A 17459-nucleotide genomic window follows, 5' to 3' on the forward strand; every position below is an offset into this window, starting at 1 on the left:
GATGGCCCACGCGGATTGGCTCGACCCGGTCTGTGCGATCGCGCGCGAGGCGGCCGATGCCATCCTGGCCATCTATGCGCACGACTTCGAAGTGGTGCGCAAGGACGACGATTCCCCGGTGACCGCGGCGGATCTCGCCGCGCAACGTGTCATCGCCGAAGGGCTGCACACGCTCGCCCCCGGCGTTCCGGTCATTTCCGAGGAAGCCCTGGCAGCGCCGTGGTCCGAGCGCCGCACCTGGCGCCGCTACTGGCTGGTGGACCCGCTCGATGGCACGCGTGAGTTCGTCAAACGCAACGGCGAGTTTACCGTCAACATCGCGCTGGTCGAGGACCACCGACCGGTGCTGGGCGTGGTGCTGGTGCCGGTTTCGGGCGATCTGTATGCCGCGGTGTCCGGGGGCGGTGCGTGGCGCCAGCGCACGGCGGATGCACCACGCGAGGTGCTGGCCACGCGGCCGGCCAATGGGCTGCTGATGGTCACCGGCAGTCGCTCCTACGGCGTCGGCCGCACCATGACGCTGCTGGATCGCCTGGGTCCGCACGAGACCTTCGCCCTGGGTTCGTCGCTGAAGTTCTGCGTGATCGCCCGTGGCGAGGCGGATCTCTACCTGCGCCTGGGCGCCACCTCGGAATGGGACACGGCGGCGGCGCAATGCGTGCTCGAGGAAGCCGGCGGCGCGGTGCTCGACCTGGCCGGGCGCCCGTTCCGCTACAACACGCGCGATTCACTGATCAATCCCGAGTTCATCGCCTGCGGCGACACCACGGTGGACTGGGCGGCGCGCCTGATCGATCCGGACGACGCGACATGAGCCGCCCTGTGGACGACCTCATCGCCATCATGGCGCGCCTGCGCGATCCGGTCACGGGCTGCCCGTGGGACGTGAAGCAGGACTTCGCCTCCATCGCGCCCTACACCATCGAGGAAGCGTACGAGGTGGCCGACGCGATCGACCGCCACGACATGCACGACCTGCGCGACGAACTGGGCGACCTGCTGTTGCAGGTGGTCTTCCATGCGCGCATGGCGGAGGAAGCCGGGCACTTCGCCTTTGGCGACGTGGTGCAGTCCATCTGCGAGAAGATGGTCCGCCGCCATCCGCACGTGTTCGACGAGGTGACGCACGAAAGCGACGCCGCGCGCTCGCGCGACTGGGACCGGTTGAAGGCGGAAGAGCGCCGCTTGAAAGGCGGCGACGATACCAGCGCGCTCGCCGGCATCTCGCATGGCCTGCCCGAATGGCAGCGTGCGGTGAAACTGCAGAAGCGTGCCGCCAACGTCGGCTTCGACTGGCCCGATCATCGGCCGGTACTGGACAAGATCGTCGAGGAAATCGACGAGGTGCGCCACGAGTTCGACAACGGTGCGGACGAGGAACGCCTCACCGATGAAATCGGCGACGTGCTGTTCGTCGCGGCCAACCTGGCGCGGCATGCGAAGGTGGACGTATCGCGTGCATTGCGCGGTGCGAACGCGAAATTCGAACGCCGCTTCCGCGGCATGGAAGCCATCGCCGCCGGTGAAGGACGCACGCTGGCGTCGTACACGCTGGAAGAACAGGAAGCGCTCTGGGCACGCGTAAAAGCCATGTAGGAGCGCACGATGTGCGCGATCCCCCAGCCCTCTTCATGCGAATGAGGCGAGATGTCGGCACAGGCGGGGGCTTGATGGGTGGTGCGAATGGATGAACGGTGCGGCATCGTCGCCTTGTTGGCTTTTCGCGCACATCGTGCGCTCCTACCCTGCGCATGGATGGACGGCGCGTATGGATGAACGGCGCGGCATCGTCGCTTTGTTGGCTTTTCGCGCACATCGTGCGCTCCTACAACAAAGCGTGCGCTCCTACGGCGCGGCGGTCGTAGGAGCGCACGATGTGCGCGATGCCTCCGGGTTATTTCGCGTCAGGCGTCTTCGCGGCCATGCGCTGCTGCATGTGCTGCCTGAAGGCCTCCATCTCCTGGTGACGCTTCTGGTCCTGGGCGAGGTTTTCGTCCAGGCTCTTGCGCAACGTGGCGATGGCCGCATCGACGTTCTGCGGTTGCATCTGAGCGCGGGCCAGGTGACGGTAGGCGTAGTCGCGGACCATCGGGTTCTGCGACTTGGCCAGCACCTCGTTGTAGAGCGCCGGCAGCTCCTTCTGGCGGCCGGTGCTCACGTAGAGGCGCTCGAGCGAGCGGAGGTCGCCGATGACGCCGGCGTTTTCCATGCCGCCGTGGCCGTGACGGCCCCAGCCGCCGCGATCGCCGCGGCCATGGTCGTCGCCCTTGTTCCACTTCGGGCCGCCTTGCGGGCCCTGCGCGGCATTCGCGGGCGGCGCCATGCGCGCGGCCGGGGCGGGCGGAGCCTGGGGAGCGGCATCCTGCGCATACGCGAAGGCGGCCGAGCCGGCAAGGAGGAGGGAAGCGGCACTGGCGAGAAGGGTCTTGCGTTGCATAGGGTATCTCCCGGTTGGACTTGCACGATGAAAAACGTGCCGCCCGGCAACTCGTTGACCAAGCCGTTGCCGGCCGCTCAGGTTCGCGTGAAGGCCCTTGCAACCTTTTTCGCGCGGGCGGCATCCATTCCTGGTTGCCACCCATCAATGAAGGGGATTCCCCATGCGCTACCTGGTTCTCGCCTCGCTCCTGCTGCTGCCCGCTGTCGCCCTGGCGGACAACGTGCCCTCCTGCGCCTTCCATGCGGACCGCAATCTCGATCTCGACCTCTCGGGGGTGCGCGCCGTGCGCTTCGTGGTCAACTCCTATGATCTGTCCGTCCAGGGTGGATCGGCCGCAGGCAAGGGTACCCTCCGCGGCAAGGCCTGCGGCTCCGACCAGAAGATCGTCGACAACCTGATCGTCACCCAGGAGAAACGCGGCGACACCCTGGTCGTGGAACTGACCGAGAAGGACAAATCGTGGTCGGGCGGCTGGGGCAACCATTACAGCTACCTCAAGGTGGGAGCCACGATTCCCGCCAGCCTGCCGGTGACCGTCGAAGCCGGCTCCGGTGACGTCAAGCTGCGCAGCATCGCCTCGCTGGACGTCGGCGCCGGGTCAGGCGATATCGAGGCATCGGACGTCAAGGGTGCCGTGCATGCACGCATCGGATCGGGCGACGTGAAGGTCGACGGTGCCGGGTCGATGAGCGTGGATTCGGTCGGTTCGGGTGATCTGACGGCCCGCCAAGTCCATGGCGACGTAAGGATCGGCACGGTCGGCTCAGGCGACGCCAAGCTCACCGATGTGGATGGCAGTGTCGACGTGGGTACGATCGGCTCGGGCGATCTCGGCGTCGATGGCGTGAAGGGCAACCTGACCGTGCGCAAGAAAGGCAGCGGCAACATCGAGCAGCATGGCGTCGCCGGCAAGGTGAACATACCCGCCAGCCACGACGACTGATCTCGGCGCGTCCCGTCGCGTGGGGGCACGCGGTGTCGGTCTGTACATCCGGGCGACACCGCGTGACGTTATGATCCCGCCCTCTCTGGCGGAATCCATTCCATGACGTGGCTACCCGACTCGTTGCGCAACCTGCGCCGCGACGTGCTTTTCCTTGTCCTCCTGGCGGCCGCCGTGGCATTCGCGGTAGCCCAGCCGTCGCGGATCGCGAGCTGGCCCGGCCTGGTGGACTGGCCGACCATCGCCACCCTCACGGGCCTGCTGATCCTGACCAAGGCGGTGGAACACAGCGGCGCGCTGAACGTCGCCGGCCGCTGGCTGATCGACCGTACCGCCACCCGGCGGATCGCCGCACTGGGCCTGGTCGCGCTGACCGCGCTGCTGTCGATGCTGCTGACCAACGACGTGTCGTTGTTCGTCATGGTGCCGCTCACCCTGAGCATGTGTCGCATCGCCCGCATGCCGGCGACGCGCCTGGTGATTTTCGAGGCACTGGCCGTCAACGCCGGCTCGATGCTCACCCCGATAGGCAATCCGCAAAACCTTTTCCTGTGGCAGCAATGGGGCAATGGCTTCGGCGGGTTCGTGCTGGCCATGCTTCCCCTGGTGGTCATCGTGCTCGTGCTGTTGCTGGCAGTCACCGCGATGGCGTTTCCCGCCGAGCCGCTGGAAGTGCACGACGGCACCGAGCACGCGGTGGAGCGGGGCCTGCTGGTCACCGCAGCGGTCCTCTACCTGCCGTTCCTGGTGCTGGCGGACCTGCACCACGAGCTATGGGCGCTCCTGGGCGTGCTGGCCGTTTTCCTGGTGTTCCGCCGCCGCGTGGTGGCCGCGATCGACTGGGGGCTGCTGCTGACCTTCGTGCTGATGTTCATCGACCTGCGCATGCTGGCCGGCCTGGAGACCATTCGTTCGTTCATCGGCGGCCTCGGCCTGGATATTCCGTCGCACCTGTACGTCACGGGTGCGCTGGCCTCGCAGCTGGTCAGCAACGTACCCGCAGCCATCCTGCTGGCGGAGTATTCACACGACTGGCGCACCATCGCGTTCGGCGTGAACGTGGGCGGCTTCGGTTTCGTGCTGGGCTCGCTGGCCAACCTGATCGCCCTGCGCCTGCTGGGCGAGCGTAAGGCCTGGGCCACGTTCCATCTGTGGTCCACGCCTTTCTTCATCGTCGTCGGCCTGATCGGCTGGGCGCTGTTGTAGGAGCGCGCGATGCGCGCGAACCCTCAGGAGGGCTATGGCGAATGAAGCCGGACACCAAACCGGGCGGGCGTTTTTAGACGCCCGACAAAGCCGGTTTTATCGGGCGTAACGCCGGCTTGTGCGTCGCGTCAGGCATCGTTCGCCATAGGAATGGTGAGGGTTCGCGGACATCGTCCGCTCCTACACGCATACACATGCCGGACGTGGTTAGACCGGGCGGTTGCCCTGCGCACCCGTGTTGCTGTTGCCTTTATCGTGTGCCTTGATGAAATCGCGCACGTCGGGGTACACCACTTCGCGCCAGCGGCGGCCGCTGAAGATGCCGTAGTGTCCGGCGCCCTCGATGGTGATGTGCTTCTTACGCTTCTTCGCAATGCCTTTGCATAGTCCGTGCGCGGCTTCCGTCTGGCCGGCTCCGGAAATGTCGTCCAGTTCGCCCTCGATGGTGAGCAGGGCGGTGTCCTTGATCTTCGCCGGCTGGACCAGCTCGCCGTGGATCTCCCACGTGCCCTTGGGCAGGCGGTGCTCCTGGAAGACGGTCTCGATGGTGTCGAGGTAATACTCCGCCGGCATGTCGAGCACCGCGTTGTATTCGTCGTAGAACTTGCGGTGCTGCTCGGCGTCGTCGAGGTCGCCCTTGCGCAGGTTTTCGTAGAAATCCCAGTGCGACATGACGTGCCGGCTCGGGTTCATGGCGAGGAAGCCGGCATGCTGCAGGAAGCCTGGATACACCTCGCGGCCCGCGCCAGGGTACTGGTAGGGCACCTTGTGGATCAGCTGGTTGCGAAACCAAGACAGCGGCCGCGTGGTGGCCAGGTTGTCGACGCTGGTCGGGCTCTTGCGGGTGTCGATCGGTCCGCCCATCAGCGTGAGCGTGGCCGGGGTGGCCTCGCCGCGTGCGGCCATCAGCGAGACCGCGGCCAGCACCGGCACGGTGGGCTGGCAGACCGACACCACGTGCGCACGGTGCACGCCGACGTGACGGATGAATTCCTCGATGTAGGCCACGTAGTCCGCCAGTGAGAACGAGCCGGCGTCGAGGGGAATCATGCGGGCGTCCACCCAGTCGGTGATGTACACCTTGTGGTCGCGCAGCAGGGTGCGCACCGTATCGCGCAGCAGCGTGGAATGGTGGCCCGACAGCGGGGCGACCACGAGCACGGCGGGGTCGTTCTTCATCGTGTCGACCGTGGCCTGGTCGTCCGAGAAGCGCTTGAAACGCTTGAGCGTGCAGAACGGCTTGGCCAGCGCTATCTGTTCCACGATGGCCACGTCATGCCCGTGGGCGTGCACGCTGTGGATGTCGAACTCGGGCTTTTCGTAGGCCTTGCCCAGCCGGAACATCAGCTCGTAACCCGCGGCGGCGCGGTCGGCGCCAGGCATGCGGGCAAACGGGCTGGCGGCATCGCCGAACATCTTCGCGCTCGCCTCGGCCCAGTAGGTCAGCGGGCTGAGCATCGAGCGTTGCCATTCGTGCATGAGATAGAGCATGCCGATTCCGGAAGGGGCGGGGAGGGTGGCGCATCATAACCAGTTGCGCCGCGCCATATGTAAAGCCCCTGTTTTTGCTCGATTTAAGTGTCGGCCTTGCGGCAGACCAGCAGCACTTCGTCGACGCCGGGGCCTGGCTCGAAGCCGGGCGTGAAGGCCAGCGCCTTCTGGAACCGGATGCCCAGGGGCATGAAAACGCGGTTGTACCACCACATGGCGCGCGCGCGTTGGTGGGTCAGATACCACTGACCCAGGTCGAGCAGCTTCGACGACTTCGGCTGCATGCCGTAGACGGCGCTGCGCTCGATCGTGAAGCCGTGGCGGGCCAGCAGGTCACGGATGGCATCGGGCTCGTAACGGCGGTAATGCCCGACGAAGTCGTCGAACGCCGTCCAGGCGTCGGGATGCAGCGGTACGGAGATCAGCAGTCGGGCGCCGGGTTCGGCCACGCGCGCCAGCTCGCCCAGCGCCCCCTCGTCATCCACCACGTGTTCCAGGATGTCGAAGGCACAGACGAAGTCGAAGCTGGCGTCACGGAAGGGCAGGGCGCCAATCATGGCGTTGGCCACCCGTGCGCCGTGCCGGCCCAGCTCGGCCAGGGCCGGGCGGCTGAGGTCGACGAACTGGGTGCCTTCCAGGGGCAGCCGTGGGCGCAGGCCCGGGGCGACCTCCAGCCGGCGGGTGGTCTGCGCCGTCAACTCGGCCACCAGCGGCCACGTATTGAAGCGGTCGGGCGAGAACAGCTTGGCCTCGGACCACAGCGCGTCGTAGAAGCGCTTGTTGCTGCCGATCAGGTCGGCGTCGGTCCGCGTGGCCGTCGAGCCCGAGGTGAATGATGCGATGGTCATGCGTTACCTCGGGCGGGACGGGGGTATCAGCGCAGGCGGGACAGCTCGCGCAGCAGCGGCAGGCGTCTGATGCGTACCGCGGTGGCGCGGAACACGGCGTTGGCGAGAGCGGGTGCCGCCGAGGGTACACCGATCACGCTGGCCCCGGTGGGCTCGGCCGTGGACGGCACGATCACGGTTTCCACCTCATAGGGGAGGGGTTGCGTGGCCGCCAAGGGGTAGTCGCGGAAGCCCGTCTGCTGCACCCGGCCGTCCTTCACCGTGATGGCCAGGTTGAGCGCGGTGGACAGGGCGTCCATGGTGGCGCCCTGCAGCTGGGCCTCGAGGCCGAGCGGATTGACCACGCGACCGACATCGGCCACGCAGACGGCACGGTGGATGTCTATGCCTTCGCCCGACGGTGCCACTTCGATGGCATGGGCCACGTAGGCGCCGAAAACATACGAGCAGGCGATGCCCAGGCCGTTCTCGCTGCGCAGCCAGCGGCTCCAGTCGATTTTCTCGGCGGCCAGTTTCAGTACGTTGGCCAGGCGGGCGGTGTCGATCGGGCCGCCGCGACCGCTGTAGGGCAACTGGCGCCCGTCGCCCAGCATGCCGAGGCGGAAGTCGAGCGGGTTCACCTTCAGCAGGTTGGCGATCTCGTCGATGAAGCTTTCCGACGCGAAGGTGGGGGTGACGTTGGGCGAACCGCGCCACTCGCCGCGCGACAGCTGCGACAGCAGCGGGTACCAGTCGCTGCGGAAGTTCGGCACCAGACCGGCTGGCAGCGCGTCGGCTACCAGCTCGGACTGCCACAGGCGGTTGTCGGGCGTGTTGCGGCCCGCCAGCGCCGATGGGCTGGCCATGCGCTGGTGCCAGCCCACGATAGCCTTCTTGCGATCGATGAAGGCGTTGAGGCGGTGCACGGCCAGCGGACGGTAATAGTCGTGCGCCAGGTCGTCGTCGCGAGTCCACAGCAGCCGGACCGGACGGTTGCGGATCGCGTCGTCCTTCTTCGCCAGGGCCACCGCCACGGCCTCGGCGATGTAATCCTGGTCGAGACGCCGGCCGAACGCGCCACCGCCGCGTGGGACCTGGATGTCGATCTGGTCCGGCCGGAAGCCGGTCATCCGCTGGACCACCGCATAGGCGGCGCGCGGCGACTGCGTCGCGGCGATGACGGTGATGCTGGTGTCCGGATCGAGGCGGACGACACAGTTGGGTGTTTCCGCAGTGGCGTGGGCCACCCACGGCTGGAAGTACGTGGCTTCGAGCGTGCGCGCGGCCTTCTTGCGGATGGCCGCGATGTCGCCGTCGCTGCGCACGGTGCTGGGCGTGGCGGCGTCATCGGCGAACAGTTCGAGGGCTTTTTGTTCGAGCGTGTAGGCGTTGGGCTCCTGCGTGGCACCCGGCTTCCACTTCGCCTTGAGGGCGACACGGCCGGACAGGGCCGCCCAGGTGTCGCTGGCCAGGACGGCGATGGCCGGTGCCTGTGGCGTACTGCCGGGCGCCTGGCCCTGCTCGGGCGTGATGTCGATGATGTCGTAGACGCCTTCGACTTTCTTCGCGGCATCGCGGTCCGCACTGTCCAGCGTGCCACCCGGGTACGGGCAGCGCGCCAGCACGGCGACCACGGCATTGCCGACGGTGTCGTCGGCGGCGTAACGCAGTTGCCCGGTGACGGCGGCGCGTGCATCGACGTCGCCCGCCGGCTGGCCGATGAGACGGTACTGGTCGGCCGCCTTCAGCGGGGGCGGCGTGGAGGGCGCATCCACCGACGCGGCCGCGGACGCCAGGTCGGCGTACGAAAGGCGACGACCGTCGCTGGCGATTACCGCGCCGTTCTCGCTGCGCAGTTGGTCGGCAGGCAGGCCGAGCCGCCGTGCGGCGGCCTGCAGCAGCAACCAGCGGCCGAGCGCGCCGGCCTGGCGCAGATCCGCCCAGGCGGCGGGAATGCTGCTGGCATCGCCGCTGCGCTGGCGTCCGTAGATGAAATCCGGCTCGCCGTTGCCCGATCGCACGCCCAGGCCCAGCGGTTCGACGATCACCTGGGACCAGTCGGCATCCAGTTCCTCGGCGATGATCCGGGCCAGCGAGGTGGCGGTGCCTTCACCGTTGTCAGGATCGCGCACGCCGATGTACACGCGGCCGTCGGCGGCCACGCGCAGGTAGGGGCCGACCTGCGCCCATGCATCGCCGAGCAGCCCCACGGGCGGCGGACGATCGAGCGCTTCCGCCGTGCCGATGCCGATGACCAGCGCACCGGCGGTGCCGGCGGCGTACTTGAGGAAGCGGCGACGGGACAGCCGGACTTCGCCGCTCATGCCTTGCCGTCCTTCATCGTGCCGGCCGCGCGCTTGATCGCCTTGCGTATGCGGCCGTAGCTGCCGCAGCGGCAAAGATTGCCGATCTTGTCGATGTCGTCGTCGGAGGGGTTCTTCTGCCGGGAGAGAAGATCCACCGCCGCCATGATCTGGCCCGGCTGGCAGAAACCGCACATGATCGCGTCCTCGTCGATCCAGGCCTGCTGCACGGGATGCAGCTTGCCGTCCTTGCCGGACAGGCCTTCGACCGTGGTGACGCGCTTGCCGGACAGCTTGGCCATCGGGGTGTGGCAGGCCGCGACGGCGCGACCGTCGACGATCACCGTGCAGAAGCCGCAATCGCCCTGGTCGCAGCCGTACTTGGCGCCGGTGAGGCGAAGTACGTCGCGCAGGTACCACAGCAGCGGCATGGTCTTGTCGCCGGTGTGCCTGTAGCGCTTGTCGTTGACGATGAGGTCGATGCCTTCGCGTACGGGCGTGGGCGCCGGTTGCGCGGCATCCTGCGGGGTGGGAACGGGTACGGGCGACGTCGGACCTTGCTGTGCCATCTGCTTTCCTCAGCTTAACCGGGTCATTGTGGCATCGGTGCCCGTGATCAGCGAGCGAGTTTACTGAACAGGCGTCGCCAGACCGCATAGACGGGCAGGCCTGCGAGCACCACCAGGCAGACGACGCCCGCGCTCAGCGGCTTGTCCAGGGCATAGGCCACCACCACTGCGACTACCGTGGCCATGAAGACCAGTGGCAGCAGCGGATAGGCCGGTGTGGCGAAGGCCGGGCGTTCGCCGCCGTGGCGGCGGTACCAGAACAGCGTGGCGATGGTGACGGCGTAGGCCGCCCAGTCGCCGAACGCGGCAAAGTCCAGCAACTGGCCGTAGTTGGCTCCCAGCACCAGCACGATCGCCCACGCCGCCAGCGCCATCAGCGCGATATTGGGCGTGCGGTAGCGGGGATGCAGTCGGGCCACGCTGGCGAAGAACAGGCCGTCCTCGCCCATGACCTGCAGCACGCGGGCGCCCGCCACCAGGGTGATGTTGCAGAACCCCAGCGTGGACACGGCGATGCCGATGGCGATGACCCGCGCACCGGCCGTGCCGAACACGCGGCTCATGACGTCGGCGGCAGGCGCCTGACTGGCGGCCAGCCCGTCGTGGCCGAGCACCGCCATATAGGCGTAGTTGGTCAGGACATAGGCGGCGATCACCACCAGCATGCCGAGCACCAGGGCGCGCGGCAGGGTGCGCTGCGGGTCACGCACCTCACCGGCAAGGTTGTTGAGGTAGCTGAAACCCGAGAAGGCGAACAGCACCGGGAGCAGGGCGCTGGCCAGGCTGCCGCTGGTGGGCACGACACCCGGCGCCAGCGCTTCGGTGTTGCCCACGCCGGCGAAGGCCAGCCCGGTGACGACCAGGGCGGCGATCGCCAGCAGCTTGAGGATGGAGAAGACGTTCTGCACCTGGGCGCCGAAGCGGATGCCGAACAGGTTCAGCCCGGTCACGAAGATCAGCGCGCCCACGGCCAGCGGCTTGACCAGGTCCGGCGACAGGCCGAACACCGAGGTGGCATAGGTACCGAAGATGGTGGCCACCGCGGCGCTGCTGCCGCTGTAGATCACCAGCAGCATGGTCCAGCCGAAGAGGAAACCGGCCAGGCGGCCGAAGGCTTCGCGCAGGTAGACGTAGCTGCCGCCGGCCTGGGGACGCCGCGCGCCCAGTTCCGCGTAGCAGAGGCAGCCGATCAGGGTGAGCAGGCCACCACCGACCCACAGCCCCAGCAGCACCCAGCCGGACGACGTGCGCTGCGCCACGATGCCGGGATTGAGGAAGATGCCGCCACCGATGATGCCGCCGACGACGATGAGGGCGGCATCCATGAGCGTGAGGCGGCGGGCGTAGCCGGGATTTTCCATGTGTCGTGGTCGGTTTCGGGCAAAGACGGGAGGATGGCTTGGGATGGCGGGTTTGTAAAAGGTTGTTGATGGCTTGGAGCCTTGGAGCCTTGGGGCCTTGGAGCAAGAGCCGGCGGGTAGCCCCCTCGGTGCCACGCCTGCGGCGACCCGGAGGAAAGGCCGCTGGCGCGGCCGTGTACCTGGTTCGCGCACATCGTGCGCTCCTACGCGCGGCCGTTTATTGATTGCCCTACGGGCCCGGGTCGGGCTTCGCCCGGGGATTTTCGATTCGCCATCCATGGCTCAGCGAAAATGGCCGGCCGTCCTGGCCGGCCCCGCTACGCGGCCTTGTCCGTTCGAAGCCCTCGCCTGCGGCTACCGGCCCCGAGGGGGCTACCCGCCGGCTCTTCCCAAGACTGAGGCAGGTTGTTACGCGAGCACCGTAGACGTGCAGGGTACGGCGTCGCCGCTTTGTTGGCTTTTCGCCCACATCGTGGGCTCCTACCCCAGGGGTAGGGCAGCCCGTGGCATATCCAACGCGTGATCCGCCATCTGGGTAGGAGCCGACGATGTCGGCGAACCCTCAACCCATCCAACGCGAACGACGCCATGCGCAACATGAAGCGAGCGTTCCCAGCAACGAAGCGAAACCTGGCTCTTCGCTCTCCCCACACGCAACCTCAGTGTCAGGAAGAGCCGGCGGGTGCCACCCTCGGGGCCGGTAGCCGCAGGCGAGGGATTCGCACAGATCAGGCCCGAAGGGGGCCGGCCAGGACGGCCGGCCGTTTTCGCGAGACAGGGATGTCGAGTCGAAAACCCCTGTGCGAAGCCCGACCCGGCCCGAAGGGCAATCAATAAGCGGCCGCGGAGCGGCCTTTCCTTGACGGGTCGCCGTAGGCGTGGCCCCGAGGGTGGCACCCGCCGGCTCTTGCTCCAACGCCCCCCCCCAGCAGATTGCGTTTTTTCCGTTGCAGCGCAACACTTCAAAGGATATGCCGCCCCCTCGGCAGCCCGCTTTTCCCACCAGCCCAAAGAGTCCCGTGAGCGAAAACGCAAACGCGCCGTTGCCCGTCAACGCGCCCTGGATCGTCATGAAGTTCGGCGGCACGTCGGTTGCCACGGCCGCACGCTGGCGCAATATCCTCGAGCTGGCCGCCAGCCGTCGCGCCGAAGGCGCCCGCGTGCTGATCGTGGTCTCGGCCCTGTCCGGTATCACCGACGGCCTGAAACAGCTTTGCACGCATCCGGACCCGAAACGCCGCTCGGACGCGGCCTCCGCACTGGCCGATCGCCACCACGCCCTGCTGGCCGACATGTTGCTGGCCATGCCGGAAACGTTGGGTGCGCGCCTGGCCGACCTGGCCGCGCTGGCCGACGGCGGTGCTGGCGAACTGGGCGAACTGGCCTGGCAGGCGCGCGTGCAGGCGCATGGCGAACTGATGTCGAGCGCGCTGGGTGCGGCCTTCCTCAGCGCCAACGGCCTGCCGACCACCTGGGTGGACGCGCGTGAATGCCTGCATTCGGTGGCCCTGCCCAACCAGAACGAGCGCACACGCGTGCTCTCGGCGATGGTCGAGCCGCACCACGACGCGGCGTTGTCCGAACGGCTGGCGGCGCGCGGCGAGGTGTTCATTACCCAGGGCTTCATCGCCTGCGACGAGCACGGCCGCACCGTGTTGCTCGGCCGCGGGGGCTCGGATACCTCGGCGGCTTACTTCGGCGCGTTGCTGGCGGCGGCCCGCGTGGAAATCTGGACGGACGTGGCCGGCATGTTCACGGCCAATCCCCGGCAGGTCGCCGGTGCGCGCCTGTTGCAGCGCCTGGACTACGAAGAAGCCCAGGAAATCGCTTCCACCGGGGCCAAGGTGTTGCATCCGCGTTGCCTCTCGCCGCTGCGTGAGCCGCGCGTGCCGTTGCTCATCAAGGACACCAACCGGCCGGAACTGGAAGGCACCTTCATCGGTCCCGAGATCCGCGAGCACGCGCCCAGCATCAAGGCGATCAGTGCCCGCAAGGGCATCACGCTGGTGTCGATGGAATCGGTGGGCATGTGGCAGCAGGTCGGCTTCCTGGCCGACGTGTTCGATGCGTTCCGGCGGCATGGCCTGTCGGTGGACCTGATCGGCTCGGCGGAAACGAACGTCACGGTGTCGCTGGACCCGACCGAGAACCTGCTCGATTCCGATGCCATCGCCGCCCTGGCCGCGGATCTGGCACGCGTGTGCCGGGTCAAGGTGATCGCGCCGTGCGCGGCGATCACCCTGGTCGGCCGGGGCATGCGCTCCATGCTGCACAAGCTGTCCGGTGTGCTGGCGGAGTTCGGCCAGCTGCGCGTGCACCTCATCTCGCAGTCGTCCAACAACCTCAACCTGACCTTCGTGGTCGACGAGGACGTGGTGGACGCCATGCTGCCGCGGCTGCACGAACTGCTGATCGGTGCCGGTGCCCTGCGCACGGACGACAGCATGGTGTTCGGTCCGTCGTGGCAGGCCCTCTACGGTGCCGGCGACCAGGCCCTGCCCGCTGCCGCGTGGTGGCAGGCCGAGCGCCTGAAACTCGTGGAGCTGGCGACGCAGCGCACGCCGCGCTACGTCTACCACCTGCCCACGGTGCGTGCGCAGGCGCGTCGGGTGAAGTCGCTGCAGGCCGTGGATCGCGCGCATTACGCGGTCAAGGCCAATACCCATCCCGGTATCCTGGCGGTGCTGGCCGAAGAAGGCTTCGCCTTCGAATGCGTGTCGCCGGGTGAACTGGCCGCCGTCTCCGCAGCGGTACCGGAAAGCACGCCGCTGCTGTTCACGCCCAATTTCGCCTCGCGCCGCGATTTCGAAACTGCCTTGCGCACGCGCGCCACGATCACCATCGACGCGCTTTATCCCATCGAGCACTGGAGCGACCTGTTCGCCGGGCGCGAGATCGTGCTGCGCGTGGACCTGGGTCGCGGGCTGGGCCACCACGACAAGGTGAAGACGGGCGGTACCGGCAGCAAGTTCGGCGTGCCGATCGAGCAGGTGGATCGTTTCCTGCGCCTGGCCGACGCGGCTGGCGCGCGGGTGATCGGCCTGCATGCGCACCTGGGCTCGGGCATCCTCGACGCCGCCCACTGGGGCGAGGTGTACTCGCAACTCGCCGCACTGGCCGAACGTATCGGCACCATCACGGTGCTGAACATCGGCGGTGGCCTGGGCGTGCCCTCGCACCCGGGCGAAACGGCGCTGGACATGGCCGCGCTGGATCGTGTGCTGACCTCCGTGCGCCAGGCCTATCCGCAGTTCCAGTTGTGGATGGAGCCCGGTCGCTACCTCGTCGCCGACGCCGGCGTGCTGCTGGCGCGGGTGACGCAGGAGAAGGAAAAGGGTGCGAACGTTCGCTACCTGGGCCTGGACACGGGCATGAACAGCCTGATCCGCCCCGCGCTGTACGATGCGTGGCACGAGATCGTCAACCTCACGCGCCATGGCGAGCCGGCCACCACCATGTACCAGGTGGTCGGCCCCATCTGCGAATCCGGCGACATCCTCGGCTCGGACCGGCGGCTGCCGGCATCGATGGAAGACGACGTGATCCTGGTGGCGCAGGGCGGTGCCTATGGCGCCGTCATGTCGTCGCGTTACAACCTGCGCGACGAAGCCGACGAGGTACTGCTGCCGTGACCGCCACGCTCAACGATCCACGCGGCAGCGCCAGCTTCCGTTTCGTCCGTCATACCTTCGTCGATGGCGTCGCGGAGCTGGTCTACGCCTTCGACGACGGCGTGGAGCTTACCGAGCGGGTAACCTTCCCCGGTGCGCCGACCGTGCCGGTGGAACGGGAAGCCGCCTTCGCCGCGGCCCTGCGCCTGCTGCACATCGTGGCCGGGGTCAGCTATTACAAAGCGGGCATTCCGCCGTCCATCGTCGTCGAGGGCCAGCCCCTCGACGAAGCCACGGCCAGCCTGGCCGATGCGCTGTACCTGCACGGCCTGGCCGAGTTCGCGTACCGCAACCGGCTCGACCTGCGCGGCCGCATCGCCTTCCCGTTCGAGCGTTCGGTGCACCGTGCCGCGCCGGCGGTCGGCTTGCCGGCGCGATCGCTGCTGCCCATCGGCGGCGGCAAGGATTCGGTGGTGGCCGTCGAGGCGGTGAAGTCGATCGGCGGCGACGCCACGGCGGCGTGGGTGGGCAATTCCCCGCTCATCGCCGAATGCGCGGCACGCACGGGTCTGTCCACGCTCAACGTGTCGCGCGAACTGGCGCCCGGCTTGTTCGAGCTCAATCGCCTGGGTGCGTGGAACGGGCATATCCCGGTCACCGCGATCAATTCGGCCATCCTCACGCTGGCCGCGCTGCTGTACGGCTACGACTCCATCGTGTTCGCCAACGAGCGCTCCGCCTCGGTGGCCACGCTGGAATACGACGGGCAGGAAGTGAACCACCAGTGGAGCAAGGGCTACGGCTTCGAGAAGACCTTCCACGACTATCTGCATTCGCACGTGGCGGCGGACCTGGACTACTGCTCGCTGCTGCGGCCGTGGTCGGAACTGGCCGTGACCAGCGCATTCGCGCGTCTGGGCACGGGCTATTTCGATGTGTTCTCCAGCTGCAACCGTAACTTCCGCATCCTCGGTCCGAAACCGGCGGATCGCTGGTGCGGGCAATGTCCGAAGTGTCACTTCGTGTTCCTGGCACTGGCACCCTTCCTTGCCAAGCCTCGGCTGGTGTCGATCTTCGGCCGCAACCTGCTCGACGACGACGTGCTGGCCGGCGCGTTTGATGCCCTGCTGGAATACAAGGACCACAAGCCGTTCGAGTGCGTCGGTGAAGGCGCCGAGGCCCGCGCCGCGCTGGCCTCGCTGGCCGAGCGTCCGGAGTGGCGCGAGGATGCGCTGGTCTCGCGCTTCCGTCGTGAGATCCTGCCGCAGCTGGACCCAAGCGAACTGGCGTTGGAACCGTGGCTGCAGCCTGGTGCATCGCACCTGGTGCCGGAACGCCTTCACGGAGCGCTGGATGCATTGGGCTGATCTTGCGGGACGGCGTGTCGCCGTGTGGGGCTTCGGTCGTGAGGGCCGCGCGGCACTGAATGCGCTGGCGCGGCACCTGCCGGGCCAGCCGGTCGACCTCTACTGTGCAGCCGACGAAGCGGAAACGGCGCGAGCCGCGTATCCGGCGTTGCGCGTGCACGAGGCCGCGCCGGATGCGGATGCTCTCGCCGCGTACGAGGTCGTCATCAAGTCGCCGGGCATTTCGGCCTATAAGCCGGAGATGCTCGCCGCGCAGTCGCGTGGCACGCGCTTCACCTCCGGCACCGCCCTGTGGTTCGCCGCCAACGTCTCGGCGAACACCATCGCCGTCACGGGCACCAAGGGCAAGAGCACCACGTCGGCGCTGGTCGCGCATCTCGCCCGTGCGCTAGGCGTGCGCACGGCGCTGGCCGGAAACATCGGCCTGCCGATGCTCGAACTGGACGGCCAGACGGCCGACCTGTGGGTGATCGAGCTGTCCAGCTTCCAGACCGGCGAGGCCTTCGGCGTGGGCCTTGGGGTGGTTACCAGCCTCTACGAGGAACACCTCGACTGGCACGGCTCGCGCGAGCGCTACGTCGACGACAAGCTGAAACTGCTGGCGTCGTCGGGACGGGTGCTGGTCAATGCCCTGCAGCCTGCCTTGCTGGCGCGTGCCGCGCCGCATCCGGGCCTGCATACCTTCGGCGACGTGGCGCACTGGCACGTGGCCGATGGCTGGATACGGCGTAGCGACGAGAACGTAATCGCTGCCTCGCAGGTGTCCGCGCCCGGCCTGCACAATGCGCTCAATGCCTGTGCCGCGCTGGCCGCCCTCGAGATCATGGGTTTCGATACGCGAGCGGCGGCGCCCGCGCTGTCTTCTTTCGTTCCCTTGCCGCATCGCCTGCAACCGTTGGGTGTGCGCGACGGCCTGCGCTGGATCAACGATTCCATCAGCACCACGCCGCTGGCCAGCCTCGCGGCACTGGAAAGCGTGGGCGACGCGCGTGTCGCGCTGATCGTGGGTGGGCACGACCGTGGGCTGGACTGGACACCCTTCATCGAAGCGATGCGGCAGCATGCCCCGGCGGCGATCGTCTGCCAGGGCAGCAACGGGCCCCGCATCGCCGAGGCGCTGGAGGCGGCGGGCGTGGCGCAGGTGCATCGTGAGGCCGATCTTTCCGCCGCTGTCGCGGCTGCACGCAGGGTGCTCGACGGCGATGGGGTGGTGTTGCTTTCGCCCGGTGCACCCAGCTTCGACCAGTTCCGCGACTACGCGGAACGGGGCAAGCGGTTTGCCGCATGGGCTGGCTTCGACACGGAAGACGCCACTCTCAAGGGGTTGGGCGTGCTTTGACC

The 17459-nt window shown here is 67.7% G+C and carries 13 protein-coding genes; 7 read left to right on the forward strand and 6 right to left on the reverse strand.

All coding sequences use genetic code 11. From position 1 onward, the window contains the following. The first annotated feature begins 1 nt into the window (after position 1). A complete protein-coding gene (gene cysQ / locus ACVKN3_RS16770) occupies positions 2 to 814 on the forward strand; it encodes a 3'(2'),5'-bisphosphate nucleotidase CysQ (RefSeq protein ID WP_456992145.1) in 813 nt (270 codons plus the stop codon). Continuing rightward, positions 811 to 1596, forward strand: a complete 786-nt coding sequence (mazG, locus tag ACVKN3_RS16775) for a nucleoside triphosphate pyrophosphohydrolase (protein WP_285405784.1) — start codon at positions 811 to 813, stop codon at positions 1594 to 1596. The genes cysQ and mazG overlap by 4 nt, the downstream gene beginning before the upstream one ends. 298 nt (positions 1597 to 1894) lie before the next feature. Here mazG and ACVKN3_RS16780 read toward each other — a convergent pair whose 3' ends face one another. Then, positions 1895 to 2437 carry a hypothetical protein gene (locus ACVKN3_RS16780; RefSeq protein WP_285405782.1) on the reverse strand — a complete coding sequence of 181 codons (543 nt, stop codon included), beginning with the start codon at positions 2435 to 2437 and terminating at the stop codon, positions 1895 to 1897. 163 nt (positions 2438 to 2600) lie between these two features. On the opposite strand from ACVKN3_RS16780, the gene ACVKN3_RS16785 reads away from it, so the two are divergent. Further along, positions 2601 to 3383: a DUF4097 family beta strand repeat-containing protein gene (locus ACVKN3_RS16785; protein WP_354516234.1), complete on the forward strand. Its 783-nt coding sequence runs from the start codon at positions 2601 to 2603 to the stop codon at positions 3381 to 3383. A gap of 102 nt (positions 3384 to 3485) precedes the next feature. After that, positions 3486 to 4589 (forward strand): SLC13 family permease, encoded by a 1104-nt coding sequence (locus tag ACVKN3_RS16790; RefSeq protein WP_354516232.1) that lies wholly within the window; start codon positions 3486 to 3488, stop codon positions 4587 to 4589. 207 nt (positions 4590 to 4796) lie between these two features. Here the strand turns inward: ACVKN3_RS16790 and ACVKN3_RS16795 are convergent, their stop codons facing one another. The 5 genes from ACVKN3_RS16795 to ACVKN3_RS16815 all read right to left on the reverse strand — a co-directional run bounded on the left by ACVKN3_RS16795 (position 4797) and on the right by ACVKN3_RS16815 (position 11140). Next, positions 4797 to 6080, reverse strand: a complete 1284-nt coding sequence (locus ACVKN3_RS16795) for a polyhydroxyalkanoate depolymerase (RefSeq protein WP_354516230.1) — start codon at positions 6078 to 6080, stop codon at positions 4797 to 4799. A gap of 83 nt (positions 6081 to 6163) precedes the next feature. Further along, positions 6164 to 6928, reverse strand: a complete 765-nt coding sequence (locus tag ACVKN3_RS16800; protein ID WP_354516228.1) for a class I SAM-dependent methyltransferase — start codon at positions 6926 to 6928, stop codon at positions 6164 to 6166. A gap of 26 nt (positions 6929 to 6954) precedes the next feature. After that, on the reverse strand, positions 6955 to 9231 hold the full coding sequence (locus ACVKN3_RS16805; protein ID WP_354516226.1) for a xanthine dehydrogenase family protein molybdopterin-binding subunit: 2277 nt from the start codon (positions 9229 to 9231) through the stop codon (positions 6955 to 6957). After that, positions 9228 to 9779 carry a (2Fe-2S)-binding protein gene (locus ACVKN3_RS16810; protein ID WP_081916297.1) on the reverse strand — a complete coding sequence of 184 codons (552 nt, stop codon included), beginning with the start codon at positions 9777 to 9779 and terminating at the stop codon, positions 9228 to 9230. Before ACVKN3_RS16810 ends, ACVKN3_RS16805 begins: the two co-directional genes overlap by 4 nt. A 47-nt stretch (positions 9780 to 9826) precedes the next feature. Further along, the gene (locus ACVKN3_RS16815; protein WP_354516224.1) at positions 9827 to 11140 is read right to left on the reverse strand and encodes an APC family permease; all 1314 of its coding nucleotides are present in this window, start codon (positions 11138 to 11140) and stop codon (positions 9827 to 9829) included. Between the two features lie 1070 nt (positions 11141 to 12210). Between ACVKN3_RS16815 and ACVKN3_RS16820 the strand changes: the two genes are divergently transcribed. From ACVKN3_RS16820 to murD, 3 genes are read left to right on the forward strand one after another with little or no spacing between them, the layout of a single operon-like run. Next, positions 12211 to 14772 (forward strand): bifunctional aspartate kinase/diaminopimelate decarboxylase, encoded by a 2562-nt coding sequence (locus ACVKN3_RS16820; protein ID WP_456992158.1) that lies wholly within the window; start codon positions 12211 to 12213, stop codon positions 14770 to 14772. Further along, on the forward strand, positions 14769 to 16118 hold the full coding sequence (murL, locus tag ACVKN3_RS16825; protein WP_285406421.1) for a UDP-N-acetyl-alpha-D-muramoyl-L-alanyl-L-glutamate epimerase: 1350 nt from the start codon (positions 14769 to 14771) through the stop codon (positions 16116 to 16118). The genes ACVKN3_RS16820 and murL overlap by 4 nt, the downstream gene beginning before the upstream one ends. Then, positions 16105 to 17457 (forward strand): UDP-N-acetylmuramoyl-L-alanine--D-glutamate ligase, encoded by a 1353-nt coding sequence (gene murD / locus ACVKN3_RS16830; RefSeq protein ID WP_354516220.1) that lies wholly within the window; start codon positions 16105 to 16107, stop codon positions 17455 to 17457. Before murL ends, murD begins: the two co-directional genes overlap by 14 nt. The last annotated feature ends 2 nt before the right edge of the window (positions 17458 to 17459 follow it).

It is taken from the genome of Luteibacter sp. PvP120, from assembly GCF_054055715.1.

What these genes read in the sequence shown, in the direction of transcription:
- ACVKN3_RS16785 (WP_354516234.1), top strand. Translation starts at nt 2,601, where the DNA reads ATGCGCTACCTGGTTCTCGCCTCGCTCCTGCTGCTGCCCGCTGTCGCC.
- ACVKN3_RS16815 (WP_354516224.1), bottom strand. Translation starts at nt 11,140, where the DNA reads ATGGAAAATCCCGGCTACGCCCGCCGCCTCACGCTCATGGATGCCGCC.
- cysQ (WP_456992145.1), top strand. Translation starts at nt 2, where the DNA reads ATGGCCCACGCGGATTGGCTCGACCCGGTCTGTGCGATCGCGCGCGAG.
- ACVKN3_RS16810 (WP_081916297.1), bottom strand. Translation starts at nt 9,779, where the DNA reads ATGGCACAGCAAGGTCCGACGTCGCCCGTACCCGTTCCCACCCCGCAG.
- ACVKN3_RS16780 (WP_285405782.1), bottom strand. Translation starts at nt 2,437, where the DNA reads ATGCAACGCAAGACCCTTCTCGCCAGTGCCGCTTCCCTCCTCCTTGCC.
- ACVKN3_RS16820 (WP_456992158.1), top strand. Translation starts at nt 12,211, where the DNA reads ATGAAGTTCGGCGGCACGTCGGTTGCCACGGCCGCACGCTGGCGCAAT.
- murD (WP_354516220.1), top strand. Translation starts at nt 16,105, where the DNA reads ATGCATTGGGCTGATCTTGCGGGACGGCGTGTCGCCGTGTGGGGCTTC.
- mazG (WP_285405784.1), top strand. Translation starts at nt 811, where the DNA reads ATGAGCCGCCCTGTGGACGACCTCATCGCCATCATGGCGCGCCTGCGC.
- ACVKN3_RS16790 (WP_354516232.1), top strand. Translation starts at nt 3,486, where the DNA reads ATGACGTGGCTACCCGACTCGTTGCGCAACCTGCGCCGCGACGTGCTT.
- ACVKN3_RS16805 (WP_354516226.1), bottom strand. Translation starts at nt 9,231, where the DNA reads ATGAGCGGCGAAGTCCGGCTGTCCCGTCGCCGCTTCCTCAAGTACGCC.
- ACVKN3_RS16795 (WP_354516230.1), bottom strand. Translation starts at nt 6,080, where the DNA reads ATGCTCTATCTCATGCACGAATGGCAACGCTCGATGCTCAGCCCGCTG.
- ACVKN3_RS16800 (WP_354516228.1), bottom strand. Translation starts at nt 6,928, where the DNA reads ATGACCATCGCATCATTCACCTCGGGCTCGACGGCCACGCGGACCGAC.